A 19,896-nucleotide genomic window follows, 5' to 3' on the forward strand; every position below is an offset into this window, starting at 1 on the left:
GAATCGCATGCGCACCCCGGCGAGCACCTACCGACTCCAGCTCTCTTCGGAGTTCACCCTCGACGATGCCGCCCGTCTTGTGCCCTACTTTGTCGATCTCGGCGTGGATTGGCTCTATCTCTCCCCCATCCTGCAGTCGACCCAGGGGTCGACGCACGGGTATGACGTGGTTGACCCGAGTCGAGTCGACGAGGCCCGTGGCGGCCGCGAGGCCCTCGTGCGCCTTGCCTCGGCCGCGCACGAGGCCGGCCTCGGCATCCTCGTCGACATCGTGCCAAACCACGTGGGCGTCGCAGTGCCGCGGCAAAACCCGTGGTGGTGGGATGTGCTGCAACACGGTGAGGCCTCGCGGTTCGCGCACTTCTTCGACATCGATTGGCCGGCGGGCGACGGCAAGCTGCTGCTGCCCGTGATCGGNGACGCCGACATGCCGACCGAGCCCGGCGCGCCGATCAATGGCATGACCATCGACCGCGAGGCAGGGGTGCTGCGCTACTACGACCACGAGTATCCGCTCGCCCCGGGCAGCGCCGACGACGACTCGCTCGGTGTGCGCGCCGTGCACGACGCCCAGCACTACGCGCTCGTGCACTGGCGCCGCGGCGACTGGTCGCTCAACTACCGCCGCTTCTTCACCGTCACCGAGCTCGCGGGGGTGCGGGTCGAGGAGCCGGAGGTGTGGGACGCGGCCCACGCCGAGATCCTCTCGTGGGTGCGCGAGGGCCTCGTCGATGGCCTGCGCATCGACCACGTCGATGGCCTGCGCGACCCGCGCGGCTACCTGCAGCGGCTGCGCGAGCACGCGAACGTCTACCTCTCGGTCGAAAAGATCCTCGAGCCCGGCGAGCAGCTGCAGCCGTGGCCGATCGACGGCACGACCGGCTACGACGCGCTCGGCGAGTTCGAGCGTGTGCTCATTGACGACAAGGGCCGCGACGATCTCGACGAGCAGGCCGCCGCGCTCTCGCACGAGGACGTCGATGACTGGCCAACGCTCGTGCACAGCTCGAAGCGCTTCGTCACGGACGGCCAGCTGCACGCCGAGATGCGCCGCGTCGCGCGCGACCTCGACGGCGTCGCCGAGCCCGACAACGTCACCGTCGACGCGATCAGCGAGATCGCCGCCTGCTTCCCGGTGTACCGCACGTATCTGCCCGAGGGGCTCGAGTATCTCGAGCAGGCGGCACGGGATGCGGCCGACTGGCGTAGCGACCTCGGCGAGGAAATCGAGCGCGTGCTCGGCAAGCTGCGCGACCCGGCGAACCCCGGCGCCCTGCGCTTTCAGCAGACGAGCGGCATGGTCATGGCGAAGGCGGTCGAGGACCGCTCGTTCTATCGCTACTCGCGCCTCACCTCGCTGAACGAGGTTGGCGGTGACCCGTCGATCTTCGCGTACCCGCCCGAGCGGTTCCACGAGCTGCAGGCCGAGCGCCAGGAGCGCTGGCCGCACGCGCAGACCGCGCTGACGACGCACGACACGAAGCGCAGTGAGGATGTGCGGGCCAGGCTCGATGCGCTGAGCGAGCGCCCGGAGCTCTGGCGCGACTCGCTCGAGCAGCTGCTCGAAATCGCACCGCTCTCGAACCCGGCCTTCGGCAACCTGCTCTGGCAGGCGATCATCGGCGTCTGGCCCGCCAGCCGCGAGCGCCTCTACGCCTACGCCGAGAAGGCGGCGCGCGAGGCCGGCGATTTCACGACCTGGACCGAGGTCAATGCCGAGTACGAGGATGAGCTGCGCGCAGCCGTCGACGCGGCCTTTGACCATCCGGCCGCCCGCGCGATCGTCGCGAACCTCACGGAGGAGCTGCGGCGACCTGGCTGGTCAAACTCGCTCTCGATGAAGGCGCTGCAACTGCTCGGCCCCGGTGTGCCCGATGTCTACCAGGGCACCGAGCTCTGGCAGCACTCGCTCGTCGACCCCGACAACCGGCGGCCGGTGCCGTGGGTCGAGCAGACAACGGCGTTGGGCGCGATTCTGCGCGGCGCTCGCCCGGCATTCGATGAGACTGACCCGACCGGCAGCGTGAAGCTGCTGCTCACGGTGATCGGCCTGCGCCTGCGCAAGGGCTTGCGCGAGCGGTTCGCCGAGTATCGGCCACTGCACGCCAGCGGTGCCTCGGCCGACCACCTCATCGCCGTCGACCGCGGCGGCGTCGTGGTGCTCGCCACGCGGCTGCCGATCGACCTCGAACTTGGCGGCGGCTGGCACGACACCCATCTCGAACTGCCCGAGGGCCGCTGGGTCGACCAGGTGAACGGTACCGCCTACTCGGGCGAGGTCGCCGTCGCGCACTTGCTCGAGCACCTGCCCGTGGCGATGCTCGCCCGCAGCGATTACGAGGAGGACTAGTGCGCGACAGCCGATTCGATGTGTGGGCACCGAGGGCGCAGCGCATGCGCGTGCGCATCGAGGCCGACACCTACGAGATGCGCCAGGAGCGCGGCGGCTGGTGGCGGCCCGAGGGCCTGCCCGAGCTGCCGAGCGAGGTCGACTACGGCTACCTCATCGACGATGAGGATGCGGTGACGCCCGACCCGCGCTCGGGCCGGCAGCCGGCTGGTGTGCACGGTCCCTCGCGCACCTTCGACCCTGACGCCTACGAATGGCAGGACGAGCAGTGGCGTGGCCGCCAGCTCGCGGGCAGCGTGATCTACGAGCTCCACGTCGGCACGTTCACTCCCGACGGCACGCTCGACGCCGCGATCGAGCGACTCGACCACCTCGTCAACCTCGGCGTCGATTTCGTCGAGCCCATGCCGGTCAACGCCTTCAACGGCGACGCCGGCTGGGGCTACGACGGCGTCTACTGGTACGCGGTACACGAGGCCTACGGTGGGCCCGGCGCCTACCAGCGCTTCGTCGACGCCTGCCACGAGCGCGGCCTCGGCGTGATTCAGGACGTCGTCTACAACCATCTCGGCCCATCCGGCAACTACCTCGGCAAGTTCGGTCCGTACGTCTCGTCGCGTCACCAGACCGACTGGGGCGACGCGATCAACCTCGATGACTTCGACTCCGACGAGGTGCGCCAGTACATCATCGACAACGCGCTGATGTGGCTCACCGACTTTCACGTCGATGGTCTGCGACTCGACGCGGTGCACGCGCTCATCGACACCCGCGCAACGCACATCCTCGAGGAGCTCGCGAACGAGGTCGAGGCGTGCTCGGCATTCCTCGGCCGCCCGCTGACACTCATCGCCGAGTCCGACATGAACGCGCCGCGGCTCATCTCGCCGCGCGCGGCCGGTGGCTACGCGCTCACCGGCCAGTGGTCGGATGACTTCCACCACGCCGCGCACGTCTCGCTCTCGAGCGAGTCGGACGGCTACTACGAGGACTTCGCGAGCACGCCCGGCCACGGCCTCGGCGCGCTCGAGAAGGTGTTTACGCAGGGCTTCTTCCACAACGGCGCGATGTCGACCTTCCGCCGCCGACACCACGGGCGGCCGCTCGCGCCCGCGACGAACGCGTGGCGCCTCGTCGTGTCGACGCAGAACCACGACCAGATCGGCAACCGGGCCCGCGGCGACCGGCTCAGCGAAACCGTGAGCGTCGGGCAGCTCGCGGTGGGCGCGACGCTGATGATGTGCTCGCCGTTCACACCGATGCTGTTCATGGGCGAGGAGTGGGGCGCGACGACGCCGTTCCAGTACTTCTCGTCGCACCCCGAACCCGAGCTCGCCGAGGCGGTCNAGCCGCGGCCGCATCAGCGAGTTCTCGCGCATGGGCTGGGACGAGTCGCAGGTGCCCGACCCGCAGGACCCCGACACGTTCCGCGCATCCCGCCTCGAGTGGATGGAGCTCGACAGCCCCGAGCGGCAGTGGCTGCTCGATGTCTACCGCCGGCTCATCGCGTTGCGCCGCAGCCGTCCACAGCTCACGCGGCCGTGGCTACGGGACGTGTCGGCGAAGGCCGACGCCGAGCTCGGCGTCTTCACGTTCTGGCGCGGCGACCTTGAGGTGGTCTGCAACTTCTCGGATGCGGCGCGCGGGCTCGAACTCGACGTCGACATCGCGTGGACCTCGTATGAAGAGCTGCCCGAGATCGTGTTCGCGACCGACGAACGCGTCACGGTCGACGGTACGCACGCGTTCTTGCCACCGCACACGGCCGCGGTGTTCGCCCCGCAGCTCGAGTAGCGCGGCGCTAGTCGGCGGAGGAGATGAGGCGTTCGCCGCGGTCGTCGACGACGTAGGCCTGGTCGTCTTCGACCGGCTGTAGCTGATAGCGATCGCCGTAGGTGGTGAGGATGCTCGAGATCAGCTCGGGCGGGTACGGCGGCAACTGGCCGTCGGCGTGCGGCACGATGACCGAATCGATGAGGCCCAGGCCCCGGTAGCTCGGCAGGTTGGGCGCCTCGTCGGGGTCGTCCATCGGCACGGCGGGCTCGAGGCTCGGGCCCGCGACGATCGAGCCGGCACTCAGGCCGATGTAAGGCAGGCCCGCCTTGACCCGCTCGACGATGAGCCTGTCGGCGCCCGAGATGCGCATCGCCTCGCGGAGCAGGAAGGTGTTGCCGCCGCGCACGTAGAGCGCGTCGATGCGGTCGAGGGCCTCGGCCACCTCGTCGGGCGTCATCTCGGCGAGGAAGAGGTCGTCAACGGTCTCGACGAGGTCGACGACGCGCTGCCGCTCTTCATAGAGCCACGCCTGCATCGTGTCGTGTTCGGGCACGCGCCCAATCGCGTCGTGGACGAAGCCGATTCGTGCCTTGCCGGGGTGCTCGAGGTGGTTGCGCAGGAAGCCCCACAGGGCGCCGGCCTGCATGGACAGCAGCAGCAACTTCATGCGCACAGAGTACCGAAGTCGGGTGTGCCCCGACCGATACCCTGGACGTTGTCATGACGACGCTGCCTTGACCTGTCTTCAACAATGAGTATGCTCATTAAAAAGTCAGGTCGGGGTTTTGGACTGAGTGGAGAAGGTGAGCCGGATGACGGAAGCACCGCAGGGGCCCCGCGAGCGCAACAAACGCGAGAAGCGCACCCGCATTCTCGCCGAGGCCGGCCGTCTGTTCGCCAAGCACGGCTACGCCGCGACGACCACGAGCGCCATTGCCGAGGCCGCCGACCTTTCGCACGGCACGCTGTTTCGCTACGCGTCTTCGAAGCCCGCGCTCATGCTCATGGTCGGCAACGCCACGCTGAGCGCACGGCTTGCCAAATACGCGGATGCGGGGCACGGCACCCCGACCGACCGCATCATCGCGCTCGTGGCGCCGTTCATCGACGACCGCACGCAGCTCGAGAACCTCGTCGCGTATCAGCGCGCCGCACTCGACGGCGACCCTCACGAGGAGCACTGCGCCGAGGCGGTCGCCATCGTCGAGCGACTCATCGACGCGATCGGCGACCTCCTGCTGGAGGTCGCCGGACGACCCGATTCGACCGAGGCGGCGCATCTGGCGGCCGAGGCGATCTACGCGTCGCTGCACCTGCAGGTCGTGCTCGCCGACCGCGACGGGCGCTCCCCCGACGAACTCACGACACACTTCCGTGGCCAAACCCAGCTGATCGTTCGGGGCTATCTCGCCACGGTCACAGGAAAGAAAGAAGGAAAGCAATGACTGACATCAAGAACGTCACCGTGCTCGGCTCGGGCGTGCTCGGTTCGCAGATCGCGTACCAGACCGCCTACGCCGGCTTCACCGTCACCGCATGGGACATCAACGACGACGCCGTCGCCGCGGCGAAGGAGCGCTTCGCGGGCCTCGCCCAGCGCTACGACGCCGAGGTTGAGGGCGCAAAGGACGGCAAGTCTGCGGCCGCGCTCGAGCGTCTCACCGCGACGAGCGACCTCTCCGCCGCGGTTGCCGACGCCGACCTCATCATCGAGGCCGTGCCCGAGAGCCCCGAGATCAAGACTTCGACGTGGGAGAAGGTCGGCGCATTCGCCCCCGAGAAAACGATCTTCGCCACGAACTCGTCGACCCTACTGCCCTCGAGCTTCAAGGACGCGACCGGCCGTCCGAACAAGTTCCTCGCGCTCCACTACGCGAACCAGATCTGGGCACAGAACACCGCCGAGGTCATGGGCACCGCCGACACCGACCCCGAGGTGTATAAGACCGTGGTCGAGTTCGCGAAGGAACAGGGCATGGTGCCGATCGAGGTGAAGAAGGAGCAGCCGGGCTACGTGCTCAACACGCTGTTCGTGCCGCTGATCAACGCCGCCGGCTACCTCTACGCGAACGGCATCGCCGACGCCGAGACGATCGACAAGACCTGGCGCATCGGCACCGGCGCACCGCGCGGCCCGATGGAGATGCTCGACATCGTCGGCCTCACGACCGCCTACAACGTGTCGGTCATGGGCGACGAGGAGTCGCAGAAGTTCGCGAAGATCCTCAAGGAGGAATTCATCGACAAGGGCAAGCTCGGCATCGCCACCGGCGAGGGCTTCTACAACTACAAGTAAGCGCGCCTAGGTCGACGGTCGGTTCGGGCGCTCACTGAGGCCCGTGCCGCCGTCACGACGCTCACCCCGGCCGAGCAGCGAAGCGGGGCGGATCGCGGCCTTGCCGAACTTCGCAACCGCCGCATCCGCCACCCGCTCGGCCGCCGACCACTCGTCGTCGTGCTGCTCGTCCCAGAGCAGCAGCGACGTTGCCTGCCCGGCCTCGACGAGGTCGGCCGCGNCGCACACCAATGAGCCGCACCGGGCGGCCCTCGGCATGCAGCTCGTCCACGAGCTGCGCGGCCGCGCGATACAGCGTGAGGCCCGTGTCGGAGGGCCGCTCGAGGCGCGCCTGCCGCGACACCGTCGCAAAGTTTGACCAGCGCAGCTTCACCGCGACGGTCGCCGCCGCGAGGCCGGCCCGGCGCAGGCGCGCGGCGACCGCATCCGCCTGCGCCCGCACCTCACGCTGCAGATCCGCGTGCGAGGTCACGTCGTCTTCAAACGTCTGCTCGTGCGACACCGACTTCTCGCGTCGCGTCACCTCGACAGGACGCGAGTCGCGCCCCCACGCAAGGTTTGCGAGGTGCGAGCCCATCGATTTACCGACGATGCGCTCGAGCGCCGCGGGTGGCGTGTGGGCGAGCTCAAACACCGTGTGGATGCCCCGGCCGCGCAGCTTCGTCTCGGTCGTCTCGCCGACGCCCCAGAGGGCGCCCACCGGCAGGGCGTGCAGAAACGGGATCGTCTCGGATTCGGGAATCACGAGCAGCCCGTCGGGCTTGCACTTGCCGCTCGCGAGCTTCGCCACGAACTTCGTCGACGCGACGCCGACCGAGCAGGTCAGGCCGGTGCGCGCGTGCACCTCGCGGCGGATGCGCCGGGCGATTTCCGAGGGCGAGCCGAACAGCCGCACCGAGCCCGACACGTCGAGAAACGCCTCATCGATCGAGAGTGGCTCGACGAGCGGTGTGAACTCGCGGAAAATCGCCATGACTGAGTGAGACGCCTCGCGGTACTTGTGCATGTGACCCGAGATCACGGTGGCCCCGGGCGCCAGCTGGAGCGCCCGCGCCATCGGCATTGCGGCGTGCACGCCGAGCGCTCGGGCCTCGTAGCTCGCCGACGAGACGACGCCGCGGCCGCCCGCGCCGCCCACGATGACGAGCTCGCCGCGCAGCTCGGGGCGGTCACGCACCTCGACGGCAACGAAAAACGCGTCCATGTCGACGTGCAGAATTGTGGCGCTGCCGTCGTCGTACGCATCACCCACTTCGCGCATGCCGAGCTGTTTCCGAGACATGCTTCCATTCTGGTCAATAAACTGGCCATATGAGCGATGCCGCAGTCAACGTTGCCGAGTTCAACGCGAATCGCGTGTGGACCAAGAACTACGCCCCGGGGGTTCCCCGCGATATTGAGCCGGTTACGACCTCCCTCTACGACGAGCTGGCCGACCGGGCCCGCAGGTTCGCCGACCGACCCGCGATCGAATTCTTCGGTGCCGAGCTGACCTTCGCGCAGTTGCACGACCACGTCGTGCGCTTCGCGAACGGCCTGCGTCGCATCGGCGTGAAGCGCGGCGACCGCGTCGCAATCGTGCTGCCGAACTGCCCGCAGCACGTCATCGCCTACTACGCGACGCTCCGCCTCGGCGCGGTCGTCGTCGAGCACAATCCGCTCTACACCCGCAGCGAGCTACGCACCCAGTACCAAGACCACGGCGCGGTGTTCACGATCGCGTGGGACAAGCTCGCGCCGGTCGTGCAGTCGCTCGCCGGCGAGGTCGACGTGCGCCGGGTGATCTCGGTGAACATGACGAAGATGATGCCGACGAAGATGCAGCTGCTGCTCAAGCTGCCGGTGAAGAAGGCCCGCGAGTCGCGCGACAAGCTCACCGGCAAGGCGCCCGGCACCGTGCCGTTCGAGAAGATCCTGCACCAGGTGCCGATCGGCGACGAGGTGCCAAAGCCCGGCCCCGACGACATCGCCATGCTCGCGTACACCTCGGGCACGACCGGCACCCCGAAGGGCGCGATGCTCTCACACGCGAACCTCCTCGCGAACGGCCGCCAGGGTCAGGCGTGGATGCCCGAGTTCACGATGGGCGAGGAGACGATCTACGCCTTCCTGCCGATGTTCCACTCGTTCGGCAACCTCCTCGGCACGATCTACGGCGTCGTGACCGCCTCGCGCGTCACCCTGTTCCCCTCCTTCGACCCCGACCTCATCGTCGACGCGTCGAAGGTGCACCCCGCCACCTTCTACCCGGGCGTACCGCCGATGTTCGATCGCCTCGCGCGCATCGCCCGGGAGGGTCGCCTCGATCTCTCGAACGTGCGCTACGCCATGAGCGGCGCCATGACGCTGACCGATGCCGTGGTCGAGCGCTGGGAGGCCGTCGCGGGCGGCGGGCTCAACGAGGGCTACGGCCTCACTGAGGCCTCCCCCATCGTGTTCTCGAACCCGTTCGGCCCAACACGCAAGATCGGCACGATCGGCCTGCCTCACGCCTCCACGACGATTCGCGTCGTGAACCCCGACAACCCCGATGAGGATGTTCCCCTCGGCGAGGTCGGCGAACTCATCGTGCACGGCCCCCAGGTTTTCCAGGGCTACTGGAACAACCAGGAGGAGACCGACAAGGTGCTGCTGCCCGGCCGCTGGCTGCGCACCGGCGACCTCGTGACCCAGGACGCCGACGGCTTCATCACCGTCGTCGACCGCGCGAAGGAGCTCATCATCACGGGCGGCTACAACGTTGCCCCGAGCGAGGTCGAGCAGGTGCTGGTGCAGGTGCCGGGCATCGCCGAGGCCGCCGTCGTCGGCATCCAGCGGGGTTCGTCGGGCGCCGAGTCGGTGACCGCGGCGATCGTGCTCAACGAGGGGGCGACCTTCGACGAGAAGGCGACCCGCGCCTACGCGCACGAGCACCTCGCCGAGTTCAAGGTGCCTCGCAGCTACACCGTCGTCGATGAACTGCCGAAGTCGCTGCTCGGCAAGGTATTGCGGAAGAAGGTGCGCGAGCAGCTCAGCGCCCCCAAGGCTGCCAAGTGAGTCGACCCACTCTGCGCGACGTCGCGGCGCGCGCCGGAGTGTCGACCGCTGCTGCGTCGCTTGCCCTGCGCGGCCTGCCGGGCGTGAGCCCATCGACCCGAGACACCGTGCTCGACGCCGCCGGCACGCTCGGCTACGTCGTCAACGTGAGCGCCCGCAACCTGCGCCGCCGCCGCACTGACACGATCGGCATCTACCTCCCCCAGGGCACGACGCTGCAGTGGTACTACGCCGACTTCGCGGTGGGCGTGAGCAACGCGGCCGGCGAGCGCGGCGTGGCCGCCCTGATTTTGCCGCAGCACGGCGACCCGCGCCCATTTCTCGCGCACGTCGACGGCATCGTCACGGTGGATGTGCGCACGACCGACCCGCTCGCCCGCGCCGTGCTCGGCGCCGGCCGCGAGATCGTCACGGGCGAGCACGTGCCCGAGGGCCAGCCGCAGCCCGACGGCATCGTCTTCGTCGACCACGAGCGCGAGATGACCGGCCTGCTGCGCCACCTCGAGCAGCGCGGATCGACCTCGATCGGCGTGCTGCTGCCGCCCGAGGACACCGCCTGGGGCATCGAGGTGGCCCGCGCCGCGCGCCGCTTCGCCGCCGAGTCGACCGTCGAGGTGCACGAGGCGCCGGTGTCGTTCTCGCCCGAGACCGAAGAGATCCAGGCCGCCTGCGCGACGCTGCCGGCCGGCGTTGACGCGATCGTCGCCGTGCCCGACGGCACGGCCACGAGCGTCGCCGGCGTGCTGCGCTCGCGCGGGCAGCGCATCCCCGAGGATGTTCGGCTCGCGTCGTACACCGACTCGCAATCCGACCGCTTGCTCGACCCGCCCGTCACCGCGATCGACCTGCGACCGAGCGAGTTCGGCGCGCGGTGCGGCCAGCTTCTGCTCGATCTGCTCGAGGGCGCTGCCGTGCCGCGCGAGCAGCAACTCGACGTCGAATTTCGACCTCGCGCGGCAACCAACTAAATCGATTAAGCTGGCGACCGTACCCGCCCGAAAGGACTAGCAACAATGAAGATGCCCGCGGAATGGGAGCGCCACGAGCGCACCTGGATGGCCTGGCCCGGCCCCGGCTACCTCTTCGGTAGCTCCGAAGCCGACGCCGACGAGGCGCGCGCCACCTGGGCGTCGGTCGCGAACGCCACCGTGGACTTCGAGCCGGTGACGATTCTCGTACCCCGCTCCGAACTCGGGGCCGCGAAGCGCGCCCTCTCGAGCCGCGTGCACATCGAGGAGGCCGAGCTCAACGACGCGTGGATGCGCGACATCGGGCCGACCTTCGCCTTCGACGGTGACGAGCTCGTCGCGGTCAACTGGGTGTTTAACGGCTGGGGCGCCCAGTCGTGGGCAAACTGGGACAAGGACCAGCACATCGGCCGCCGCGTCGCCGAGCTCGCGGGAGTGCGCGTCGTTGACTCGCCCCTCGTCAACGAGGGCGGCGGCATCCATGTTGACGGCGCGGGCCAGGTCATGGTGACCCGCACCGTGCAGCTCGACCCGGGCCGCAACCCGAACTGGAACACCGCAAAGGTTGAGCAGGAACTCGCCGACAAGCTCGGCACGACGTCGACCGTCTGGCTCCCCCGCGGCCTCACCCGCGACTCCGAAGAGTTCGGCACGCGCGGCCACGTCGACATCGTCGCGAGCTACACGCCCGACGGCCGCGTGCTCGTGCACGACCAGCGCGACGAAACGCATCCCGACTTCGCCGTGACGCAGCAGGTGATCGAGGCCCTCACCGACGCCTTCGACGCGACCGACACGCCCCGCGAAATCCTGCGCGTGCCCGCGCCGACGGAGCTCCGCGACGCCGAGGGCTGGGTCGACTACAGCTACATCAATCACCTCGTCGCGAACGACGCGGTCATCGCCTGCGCCTTCAACGACGCGAACGACACCGAGGCGTTCGAGGTGCTCGCCGAGGCCTACCCCGGCCGCGAGATCGTGCCGGTGGATGCGCGCCCCATCTTCGCGCGCGGCGGCGGCGTGCACTGCATCACCCAGCAGCAGCCCGCTCGCTAAGCTGACCGTGTGAACGAATCACCACAGCACCCGGTCTCGCCGCTCGCGGCAAGTAGAAATCGCCCGAGCGGCGCGATCCTGGCGCCGGGCGACACCGTCGACCTCACCGAGCTCGAGAAGGTGCCGCCGCTCGAATCGTTCCTCAACACCCTCGCGCTCTCAGAGACCGGCGCGCGCACCTCGCGCGACATCTTCACGGGGCAGAGCCAGTGGATGCCCCACGGGCGCATCTTCGGCGGGCAGGTCGCGGCGCAGTCACTCGTCGCTGCGACCCGCACCGTCGCCGACGACCGGCACATCCACTCGATGCGCGGTAACTTTCTGCGCCCGGGCAACGTGAACGAGCCGATCACCTTCTCGGTCGAGCGCAGCCACGACGGCAACTCGTTCTCGACGCGCCTCGTGCAAGCGTTCCAGTACGGCGAGCCGATCTGGTCGATGATCGCGAGCTTCCAGGTCGATTCCGAAGGGCTCGACCACTACGCCGAGATGCCGCACGGCATTCCCGGCCCCGAGCAACTGCCGAGCGCGGCCGCCCAGGTCGCGGTGGCCGGCGAGGCGCTCGCGAACTACTGGATCAACCGGCGCCCGTTCGAGCTGCGCTACGCCGACGAGCCGATCTTCCTCCAGCCCGCCACCGGCCGCGTCGCCGAGCAGGCCGTGTGGATTCGCGCCGTCGACCAGCTGCCCGACGACGAGGTCGTGCACCGCGCATCCCTCGCCTACGCGAGCGACTACCTCATGCTCGACCCCGTCCTGCGCCGCCACGGCCTCGCGTGGACCGAGCCGCGCCTGCGCGTCGCGAGCCTCGACCACAGCGTGTGGTGGCACCGCTACGCGCGCGCCGACGAGTGGCTGCTGCTCGTGCTGCACTCGACGAACGCGCACGGTGGCCGCGCGCTCACGCACGGCGAGTTCTATACCCGCGAGGGCCTGCTCGTCGCGAGCGTGACGCAGGAGGCGATGATTCGCCTCAAGCCCGAGGCGTAGGCGCCGGCGCCGCCGCGTCGGTGAACGCCGCCTTCGGCACGAACAGCAGCAGCACGGCCGCGATGAGGGCCGTCACGCCGCAGACGAGCCACACCGTGAAGTAGCCGGCGAGCGAGCCGGCGGTCGCATCGACGGTCGCCGTGGCGCCGGCGGCGCCCTGCATGAGCGCGATGCCGAAGGTCGCCGACGCGATCGCACCGCCGACGGTCTTCACCGAGTTCGTGAGGCCCGTCGCGACGCCCGTCTGCGTGGGTGGCGCGGCGGCAGCGGCCGCGGCCGGCAGCGCCGCAACGAGCGCACCCGAGCCAACGCCCGCGACGACCATGTTCAGGATGACCTGCGCGTACGTGTCGTGGAACGGCAGGAACAGCAGGTAGCCGACGCCGACGAACACGGCCGCGGCGACGATCGTGAGGCGCGGCGTGATCCACTTCGAAACCCGCGAGAAGAGCAGCGCGCCGACGATCATCGCGATGAGGTAGAGGCCGATGATGAGCGAGGTGCGGAAGCCCGTCGTGCCGAGGCCGTAGCCGTAGAGCGCGGGGTCGGTGCGCGCGAACGTTGACAGCGGCGCCTGGGCCCCGAGCACGCTCACACCGAAGAGGCCCGCCGTGAGAAACACGGGCGCCAGCGCGGGCGAGCGGAACATCCGCACGTCGATGAGCGGGTCGGGGTGGCGCAGTTCGTACCGCACGAACGGCACGAGGAGCAGCAGGCCCGCCGCGATCGCGACCCAGGCGATGGGGCTGCCGACGCCGCCGAGGCGGAGGAGGCTCAGGCCGCCCGTGAACGCGATGAGCGCGAGCGACACGAGCACGAGCCCCACGAGGTCGAGCTTGCCGCCGGTGAGCAGGTCGGACTCGCGCACGCCGAAGCGGATCACGAAGAAGCACGCGACGACGAGCAGCGCCGGCACGAGCAGCACGACCCAGAGCGGCAGCGTGTCGACGAGCTGGCCGCCCAGCATCGCACCCGTGATCGCGCCCGCCTCGAGGGTGGCGACGAGGATGCCGGCGGCGCGGGCCGTGAGCGGCGAGGCGTCGTCGCGGCCGCGGGTGCGCGACCAGATGATCGCGACCTCGAGCGGCAGCCACACGACGTAGACGCCCTGCAGCGCCCAGGCAGCGAGGAAGAGCCCGAACGAGTTCGAGAACGGCAGCGCGAGCGACGCGATCGCCGTGATCGCGGTCGACCAGAGCAACATGCGCTTGTGCCCGAACATGTCGCCGAGCTTCGCGAATGCCGGCACGACGAGCGCGCTGAGCATGAGCTGCGTGCCCTCGAGCCAGTTGACATCGGCGTCGTGCACGTCGAGGTGCCGCGCGATGTCGGTGAGCATTGGGGTGTAGTACCCCTGCAGCACGCCGCTCGTGAACTCGACGAACGCGAGCAGGCCGACGATGCCCGCGAGCGGGCCGAGGGATGCCCGCCGGCGCCGGGCACTCACGCGCGGATTCCTTCGATGAGGTGCGGTGGAACCGCTCGCCGCGTTCGAGCTCGGCGATGTCGACGCGCTCGTCGACGTCGTGGATCGAGGCGCGCTGCTCGGCGTTCATGAGCAGCGGCGCGAAGCGATACGTCGCGGGGCAGATCTGGTGGAAGTACCGCGAGTCGGTCGCGGCCATCGTCACATAGGGCACCGTGATCGCGGCTGGATGCGAGACGCGCACCGCGTCGGCGATGAGCGCGAACTGCGGGCCGTCGCTCGGCGACTCGGGCGACGCGTCGCTGCCCTCGAGCACGTCGACCGCGACGCTGCGGTCGGCGATGCGGCGCTGCAGTCGCCGCACCGTGCCGGCGACGGTCTCGCCGAGCGCGAGGCGCAGGTTGATGACGGCCTCGGCCTGCGAGGGCAACACGTTGTGGGCCGTGCCCCCGGTGATCTTCGTGGGCGCGACGGTCGTGCGCACGAGCGCGGCCGCCTCNCGCCGAGCCGTGCGAACACGAGCGCGTTGAGCCAGGGCCATGCCGCGAGCATCCGATAGAGCAGCCGGCCGACGCCGGTGCTGCGCGTGGTGAAGAGCCCGAGCATCCGGGTAATCGCCGCCGGCACGCGCGCCGTGAACGTCGTGGGTGTGAGCCGCGAGACCGCGCGCGAGACGCGGCCGACCGCGGTGAGCGGCGGCGGGGTCGAGGCATGGCCGCCGTGGCTGCGGGCCGTGAGCCGCACCGTCGCGACGCCCTTTTCGCCGACCCCGACCATCGCGGCGAGGCCCCGCACGAACGGCAGCGGCGCGTCGGTGACCGCGCCGCCCTCGTCGAGCACGAGCCACGGAGTCAGCCCGCGCTCGCGAAACACCACGACGATCGCCTGCGCCGCGGCGCCGAAGGTCTCCTCATTGCCGCCGAACGAGAGGTAGACATCGCGCGCGGGCACGAACTCGGCGGCGAGCAGGTTCTCGACGGCGTCGAGCAGCACGACGAGCGGGCCCTTGTCGTCGAGCGCGCCGCGGCCGTAGACGCTGCCGCCCTCGATGCGGCCCTCGAAGGGCGGGTGGGTCCAGGGGTCGGACTCGTCGACCGGCACGACGTCGTAGTGCGCCATGAGCACGACCGGGTCGGCCGTCGGCGTCGCGCCCGGCCAGCGATAGAGCAGCCCGAAGTCGGTGATGCGCTCGAGCTCGAGCGAGGCGTGGATGCGCGGGTACAGCTCGGCGAGGAGGTCGACGAATGCCTCGAACGGCTCGCGCCCGCGCGCGTCGAGTTCGGCCGACACGGTTGGCACTTGAATCATGCGCGAGAGGCGTTCGGCGATGCCGGGCCGAGGCGACTCTGCTTGGCTCATGTGCTCAGCGTAGTGCGGTCTGGGCGGCGATTAGCCTCGGAGGTAACGCCAGGGTTTCGTGGCCGTCTCGACGCGGTGGCGGGCCTCACCGAGGGCCTCGGGGTCGTCGTAGATCGCGTCGCCCGGCCAGCAGATGATGCCGCCGTCGCGCGCCCGGGTCGGGAGTTCCTCGAAGCCGCCCGAGCGCAGGTCGGCGAGGGCCTCGGCGACGTCGGCATATTTCGTGAGCTTGTCGAGCATGACCCAGGTCGGCACGATCAGCGTGAGGGCGTCGTTCGCGTGCGCGTCGAGCATCTGCTGCGGGCGCACCCACTCGAGCGCCACCGCCTCGGCCTCGGCGGGCACCGGGGTGCCGGAGAACGCCGGGGCGACGAAGAACCAGGTGCGAAATCGCGGCGTGACGTCGTGCGGCGGGCTGAAGATCGCGAGCGGCGTGAGGCTCGCCGGGTCGACCACGAGCTCGGTCTCCTCCTGCACCTCGCGGGCGGCCGCGACGCGCGCCGCGGCCTCCTCGTCGGCCGGGTCGCCGTCTTCGGGGTCGACCTTGCCGCCCGGGTACACCCAGGCGCTCGCAAACGAGCCACGCGACGGGCGCTGCAGCATGAGCACCTCGATGCCCTCGTCGCCGTCGCGCAGCAGGAGCACGGTGGCGGCAAGGCGTTCGGTGGTTTCGGGCGATGCGGGTGTGGTCACCTGTGCACCATATCGCGGGCGATACGCTGGCGGTATGGCTGTCGACATCGCGCAGGTGCGGGCGAACAACCCGTCACCGATGACCCTGACCGGAACGAACACGTACGTCATCACGAGCGGCGAGGTGAGCTGCGTCGTCGACCCGGGCCCGCTCGAGGCCGAGCACCTCGATGCGATCGTCGCGACCGCCGAGCAGATCGTGCTCGTGCTCTCCACCCACCGCCACAGCGACCACACGGCCGCGGTCGACGAGCTCGTGGCGCGCACCGGCGCATCCGCCCGCGCCATCTCGCGCGAGTGGTGCCGGGGCGCCGAGCCGCTCCACAACGGCGAAGCGATCGCGCTCGGCGACACGAGCCTGCGCATCCTCGCCACCCCGGGCCACACGAGCGACTCGATGAGCGTGCTCGTGCCCGAGGCCCACGCCGTGCTCACGGGCGACACCGTGCTCGGCGGATCGACCACCGTGCTCGAATACCCCGACGGCACGCTGCGCGACTACCTCGCTTCGCTCGACCAGCTCGAGAAGCTCGGCGCCAGCCGCATCCTGCCCGGCCACGGCGACGAGATCAAGGCGGGCGACGAGGCCGTGCGCGAGCTGCGCGAGCACCGCCTCAGCCGACTCAAGCAGATTCAGGATGCGCTCGCGCAGCTCGGCGAGGCACCCCGCGTCGACGAGGGGCTCATCGACCGCCTCGTCGAGCTCATCTACCCGGGCGTTGCGGCGGCTGGTGCCGCCCGGTTGTCGGTCGCGGCCCAGCTCGACTACCTCGCGGGGGCTTAGAGCGAAAACCGTAGCCCGCGCTTTCGGGTTGACCTGCCACTTGTTGCTTGCTGCCGAGGTGATTTGGGGTGACTTTTCCCTGAGCCTATTTTGTGATGCGCCAAGCCTGAATATCCATCGCGTCGTGCAGCAGACGAGCGACTTCGATGGCGTCGGCAACTTGTCGATAGACCACGAAGTGCCGAGGGTGCGAGATACGTCGCACAGCAGGGCTCACCTGGTCACGGCAAGCTCTCAGATGCAGCGTGCGGAACCCGTCAGCGAGGTCGGAACGATCATGCGAGCCAGGAAACCTCGGATCCACACTAATGACGCCCAACGTTGCGAAGACCAGAGCTTCGTATCCGTCGCGAACGGCCGCACCGAAGTTCTCCAATGACCATCCCAGCGCATCAACGATGTCAGCGCGAGCCGCAGGCGTGAGGTCAACTGCGTACGTCACGCCGGCTTTCGCGCACCGCGCTCGGTCGCCTCGCGGCTTAGCCCTTGCAGATACTCCTGAAGCTCACTTGCGGGGATGCGGATGCTTTCGCCCCGGTCGATCTGGTCGACTCCGACTTGCACGGCCGCCTTGAGTTCGGCGTAACGCGCCTCGTCGTGCTCGTTCGTGGTTGCGAGCGAAGCGATCAGCTCCTGCGCGATCTCGGCTCGCTCGGCGCGCGGCAGCGCACGCGCTGCATCGAGCACTTCGGTCAGAGTCGATTTCATGAAGGCATTCTACGACGGCTCGTTCAATGCCGGCAGATGACGCCGTCAAACTCACGGCGCTGACCGCTCCGACGCCACTTACTGCACGCAGTCGCGCTGTCAGTATGTTCCGCGAATCACTGCGTGGCCTCTGACTGGACGATGAGTCGCTTGCCCCAAGGAACGCTCCAGCGGTGCGGTGATCCAGTTCCGGCTTACTCCTTGCTGTTCGAGCACCACATGCGCACTGCCGCGGGAGATGTAGGCGAATCCTTCGTCCTGGCGTTGATAGTCGATGGTGAAGCCACACAGGCCGCACCACAACTCGAGGCTCGTAGGGGTGTGGGTCACGAGCAGCTCAGGCACGAGCGTGGGGTCAGAATTGGTCACGCCAGCAATTCTCTCAGTCCACAGTCGACGACTGCTGGCGCGGGTCCGTCCGAGACACGGCATTTGGGGTTCGACAGTGCTAATAAATGAAAGGCAACGGGCCAGCGACCCGGATAAGTGTCGGCCATGGCCCGATCGGGCTATTGGTACGACGGCCGTGCGCGCGCAGACTGAGTGAATGCGCCTGCACACATTTCTCTACCGAACCAGCATCGCTTTTGCTGTCGCACTGACCTGCTTTCTGCTGCTCACGGCGTGGTGGTTCGGCTCGCGACTGGACGCGAATGGCTGCGAATTGCAGATCCCGATCGGCGTCTCGTTCGGGACCTACGAAGCCAGCTGGTGGCCGCTGGGGCAGACCTGCATCTACTTGCCCAATGACGCGAGCCCGCCAATTGCAGTTCCGCCGGGCTATACGCTCACGATCACTGTGGCAGTCATCCTGGTGTGCGGGGTGCTGCTCGTGTGGCTGCTCCGTCGATGGCACAAACGGCACATCGCGCGTCGGCTCGAACGGGGGCAATAACGAAGTGGGCGGTGGGCACATTGCCCACCGCCCACTTCGTTCGTGTCGCTACGCCTGGGCGCGCTCGAGAATGAGCTCGCGCACGCGCTTCGCGTCGGCCTGGCCACCCATGGCCTTCATGACCGCGCCGATGACGGCGCCGGCGGCCTGCACCTTGCCGTCCTGGATCTTCGCGAGCACGTCGGGCTGTGCCGCGAGCGCCTTGTCGATGGCCGCGATGAGCGCGCCGTCGTCCGAGACCACGGCGAGCCCGCGCGCATCCACGACCTCGCGCGGCGAACCCTCGCCCGCGAGCACGCCCTCGAGCACCTGGCGCGCGAGCTTGTCGTTGACGGTGCCGTCGGCGATGAGTGCCTCGAGCTCGGCAACCTGCTGCGGCGTCGCGAGGGCGGTCGGGTGCACGCCCTGCTCGTTCGCGAGGCGGCTCAGCTCGCCGAGCCACCACTTGCGGGCGCCCTGCGGGGCCGCACCGGCCTTGACCGTCTCGTCGACCGCGTCGAGCAGGCCACCGTTGACGATGTCCTGGAACACCTGACCGCTAAACTCCCACTCGCCGCGCAGGCGCCGGCGGCGCAGCACCGGCTGCTCGGGCAGAGCCGCGCGCAGTTGCTCGACGAGCTCGCGGCTCGGGCGAAGCGGCATGAGGTCGGGCTCGGGGAAGTAGCGGTAGTCATCGGCGTCGGACTTCGGGCGCCCCGACGAGGTGCGGCCGGTGTCTTCGTGCCAGTGCCGCGTCTCCTGCGTAATCGCGGTGCCCTTCTCGAGCAGCGCGGCCTGGCGCTGGATCTCGTAGCGCACGGCGCGCTCGATCGAGCGGAACGAGTTGATGTTCTTCGTCTCGGTGCGCGTGCCGAGCTTTTCCGCGCCGCGGGGGCGCAGCGACACGTTCGCGTCGCAGCGCAGGTTGCCGCGCTCCATGCGAGCGTACGAGACGCCGAGCGAACGGGCGATGTCGCGAATCGTCGACACATACGCCGCCGCAAGCTCGGGGGTGCGTGCCTCACCGCCGAAGATCGGCTTCGTGACGATCTCGACGAGCGGCACACCCGCGCGGTTGTAGTCGACGAGCGACGAGCTCGCGCCCTGGATGCGCCCGGTCGAGCCCATGTGCGTGAGCTTGCCCGCGTCATCCTCCATGTGCGCGCGCTCGATCGGCACCTGGAACACCGTGCCGTCCTCGAGCTCAACCTCGACCTCGCCCTCGAACGCGATCGGGTCGTCGTACTGCGAGATCTGGTAGTTGCGGGGGCTGTCGGGGTAGTAGTAGTTCTTGCGCGCGAACGACGACTCCTCGGCGATCGAGCAGCCGAGCGCGAGCCCGAGCTGAATCGAGTAGCGCACCGCCTCCTCGTTCACGACGGGCAGCGTGCCCGGCAGACCGAGGTCGACGGGGCCGATCTGCGTGTTCGGCTCGGCGTCGTGTTCGTCGCCCGAGGGGTTCGGTGTGGGCGAGAACATCTTCGTCTTCGTCGAAAGCTCGACGTGCACCTCGAGGCCGATGACGGGCTCGTACTTCTCGAGCGCGGCATCGAAGTCCATGAGTTCCGGCTTCGCCATCT

18 protein-coding genes and 3 pseudogenes are annotated in these 19,896 nt (G+C 69.1%); 11 read left to right on the plus strand and 10 right to left on the minus strand.

Features of this window, described 5'->3' with window-relative positions:
- The first annotated feature begins 7 nt into the window (after nucleotides 1–7).
- A complete protein-coding gene (gene treY, locus ID132_RS08715; RefSeq protein ID WP_125107960.1) occupies nucleotides 8–2,350 on the plus strand; it encodes a malto-oligosyltrehalose synthase in 2,343 nt (780 codons plus the stop codon).
- A 44-nt stretch (nucleotides 2,351–2,394) separates the two neighbouring features.
- A pseudogene (treZ, locus tag ID132_RS08720) lies at nucleotides 2,395–4,144 on the plus strand (malto-oligosyltrehalose trehalohydrolase).
- Nucleotides 4,145–4,151: 7 nt separating this feature from the next.
- On the opposite strand, the gene ID132_RS08725 reads toward treZ, so the two are convergent.
- Nucleotides 4,152–4,793 carry a Type 1 glutamine amidotransferase-like domain-containing protein gene (locus ID132_RS08725; protein WP_125107958.1) on the minus strand — a complete coding sequence of 214 codons (642 nt, stop codon included), beginning with the start codon at nucleotides 4,791–4,793 and terminating at the stop codon, nucleotides 4,152–4,154.
- 145 nt (nucleotides 4,794–4,938) lie between these two features.
- Here ID132_RS08725 and ID132_RS08730 point away from each other — a divergent pair, with 145 nt between their 5' ends.
- Nucleotides 4,939–5,571: a TetR/AcrR family transcriptional regulator gene (locus ID132_RS08730; RefSeq protein WP_193128376.1), complete on the plus strand. Its 633-nt coding sequence runs from the start codon at nucleotides 4,939–4,941 to the stop codon at nucleotides 5,569–5,571.
- The gene (locus tag ID132_RS08735) at nucleotides 5,568–6,422 is read left to right on the plus strand and encodes a 3-hydroxyacyl-CoA dehydrogenase (RefSeq protein WP_193128377.1); all 855 of its coding nucleotides are present in this window, start codon (nucleotides 5,568–5,570) and stop codon (nucleotides 6,420–6,422) included. Before ID132_RS08730 ends, ID132_RS08735 begins: the two co-directional genes overlap by 4 nt.
- Nucleotides 6,423–6,483: 61 nt before the next feature.
- On the opposite strand, the gene dinB is transcribed toward ID132_RS08735, so the two are convergent.
- The gene (dinB, locus tag ID132_RS08740) at nucleotides 6,484–7,704 is read right to left on the minus strand and encodes a DNA polymerase IV (RefSeq protein ID WP_235988432.1); all 1,221 of its coding nucleotides are present in this window, start codon (nucleotides 7,702–7,704) and stop codon (nucleotides 6,484–6,486) included.
- 29 nt (nucleotides 7,705–7,733) lie between these two features.
- Between dinB and ID132_RS08745 the strand changes: the two genes are divergently transcribed.
- The 4 genes from ID132_RS08745 (at nucleotide 7,734) to ID132_RS08760 (ending at nucleotide 12,472) form a co-directional block, all read left to right on the plus strand.
- Complete coding sequence (locus ID132_RS08745) at nucleotides 7,734–9,458, plus strand: long-chain-fatty-acid--CoA ligase (protein ID WP_193128378.1); 1,725 nt, start codon at nucleotides 7,734–7,736, stop codon at nucleotides 9,456–9,458.
- A complete protein-coding gene (locus ID132_RS08750) occupies nucleotides 9,455–10,426 on the plus strand; it encodes a LacI family DNA-binding transcriptional regulator (RefSeq protein ID WP_193128379.1) in 972 nt (323 codons plus the stop codon). Before ID132_RS08745 ends, ID132_RS08750 begins: the two co-directional genes overlap by 4 nt.
- A 45-nt stretch (nucleotides 10,427–10,471) precedes the next feature.
- A complete protein-coding gene (locus tag ID132_RS08755) occupies nucleotides 10,472–11,482 on the plus strand; it encodes an agmatine deiminase family protein (protein ID WP_193128380.1) in 1,011 nt (336 codons plus the stop codon).
- Between the two features lie 120 nt (nucleotides 11,483–11,602).
- Entirely contained in the window at nucleotides 11,603–12,472 is an 870-nt protein-coding gene (locus ID132_RS08760; RefSeq protein ID WP_413229364.1) for an acyl-CoA thioesterase, read from the plus strand.
- Here the strand turns inward: ID132_RS08760 and ID132_RS08765 are convergent.
- Nucleotides 12,456–13,919: an MFS transporter gene (locus ID132_RS08765; protein WP_193128381.1), complete on the minus strand. Its 1,464-nt coding sequence runs from the start codon at nucleotides 13,917–13,919 to the stop codon at nucleotides 12,456–12,458. The two genes, ID132_RS08760 and ID132_RS08765, sit on opposite strands and share 17 nt — an antisense overlap.
- A 56-nt stretch (nucleotides 13,920–13,975) precedes the next feature.
- Here ID132_RS08765 and ID132_RS14435 point away from each other — a divergent pair, with 56 nt between their 5' ends.
- The gene (locus tag ID132_RS14435) at nucleotides 13,976–14,107 is read left to right on the plus strand and encodes a hypothetical protein (protein WP_268898516.1); all 132 of its coding nucleotides are present in this window, start codon (nucleotides 13,976–13,978) and stop codon (nucleotides 14,105–14,107) included.
- Nucleotides 14,108–14,286: 179 nt separating this feature from the next.
- Here the strand turns inward: ID132_RS14435 and ID132_RS14870 are convergent.
- The 3 genes and pseudogenes from ID132_RS14870 to ID132_RS08775 all read right to left on the minus strand — a co-directional run.
- Nucleotides 14,287–14,439: pseudogene (locus ID132_RS14870) on the minus strand (peptidase dimerization domain-containing protein); the annotation flags it as partial.
- A gap of 389 nt (nucleotides 14,440–14,828) precedes the next feature.
- Nucleotides 14,829–15,257: pseudogene (locus ID132_RS14875) on the minus strand (M20/M25/M40 family metallo-hydrolase); the annotation flags it as partial.
- Nucleotides 15,258–15,287: 30 nt separating this feature from the next.
- Complete coding sequence (locus ID132_RS08775; RefSeq protein WP_193128382.1) at nucleotides 15,288–15,950, minus strand: NUDIX domain-containing protein; 663 nt, start codon at nucleotides 15,948–15,950, stop codon at nucleotides 15,288–15,290.
- A 34-nt stretch (nucleotides 15,951–15,984) separates the two neighbouring features.
- On the opposite strand from ID132_RS08775, the gene ID132_RS08780 reads away from it, so the two are divergent.
- Nucleotides 15,985–16,734 (plus strand): MBL fold metallo-hydrolase, encoded by a 750-nt coding sequence (locus ID132_RS08780; RefSeq protein WP_193128383.1) that lies wholly within the window; start codon nucleotides 15,985–15,987, stop codon nucleotides 16,732–16,734.
- 85 nt (nucleotides 16,735–16,819) lie between these two features.
- Here ID132_RS08780 and ID132_RS08785 read toward each other — a convergent pair whose 3' ends face one another.
- The 3 genes from ID132_RS08785 to ID132_RS08795 all read right to left on the minus strand — a co-directional run bounded on the left by ID132_RS08785 (nucleotide 16,820) and on the right by ID132_RS08795 (nucleotide 17,811).
- Nucleotides 16,820–17,176 carry a type II toxin-antitoxin system RelE/ParE family toxin gene (locus ID132_RS08785; RefSeq protein ID WP_125107947.1) on the minus strand — a complete coding sequence of 119 codons (357 nt, stop codon included), beginning with the start codon at nucleotides 17,174–17,176 and terminating at the stop codon, nucleotides 16,820–16,822.
- On the minus strand, nucleotides 17,173–17,442 hold the full coding sequence (locus tag ID132_RS08790; protein ID WP_125107946.1) for a hypothetical protein: 270 nt from the start codon (nucleotides 17,440–17,442) through the stop codon (nucleotides 17,173–17,175). The genes ID132_RS08785 and ID132_RS08790 overlap by 4 nt, the downstream gene beginning before the upstream one ends.
- A 99-nt stretch (nucleotides 17,443–17,541) precedes the next feature.
- Entirely contained in the window at nucleotides 17,542–17,811 is a 270-nt protein-coding gene (locus ID132_RS08795; RefSeq protein ID WP_125107945.1) for a VOC family protein, read from the minus strand.
- A gap of 178 nt (nucleotides 17,812–17,989) precedes the next feature.
- On the opposite strand from ID132_RS08795, the gene ID132_RS08800 reads away from it, so the two are divergent.
- Nucleotides 17,990–18,337, plus strand: a complete 348-nt coding sequence (locus ID132_RS08800) for a hypothetical protein (RefSeq protein ID WP_193128384.1) — start codon at nucleotides 17,990–17,992, stop codon at nucleotides 18,335–18,337.
- Nucleotides 18,338–18,385: 48 nt separating this feature from the next.
- On the opposite strand, the gene gatB is transcribed toward ID132_RS08800, so the two are convergent.
- Nucleotides 18,386–19,894 (minus strand): Asp-tRNA(Asn)/Glu-tRNA(Gln) amidotransferase subunit GatB, encoded by a 1,509-nt coding sequence (gene gatB, locus ID132_RS08805; protein ID WP_125107943.1) that lies wholly within the window; start codon nucleotides 19,892–19,894, stop codon nucleotides 18,386–18,388.
- Nucleotides 19,895–19,896: the final 2 nt, after the last annotated feature.

The sequence above is a fragment of the Gulosibacter sediminis genome, from assembly GCF_014904065.1.
GTDB lineage: Bacteria > Actinomycetota > Actinomycetes > Actinomycetales > Microbacteriaceae > Gulosibacter > Gulosibacter sediminis.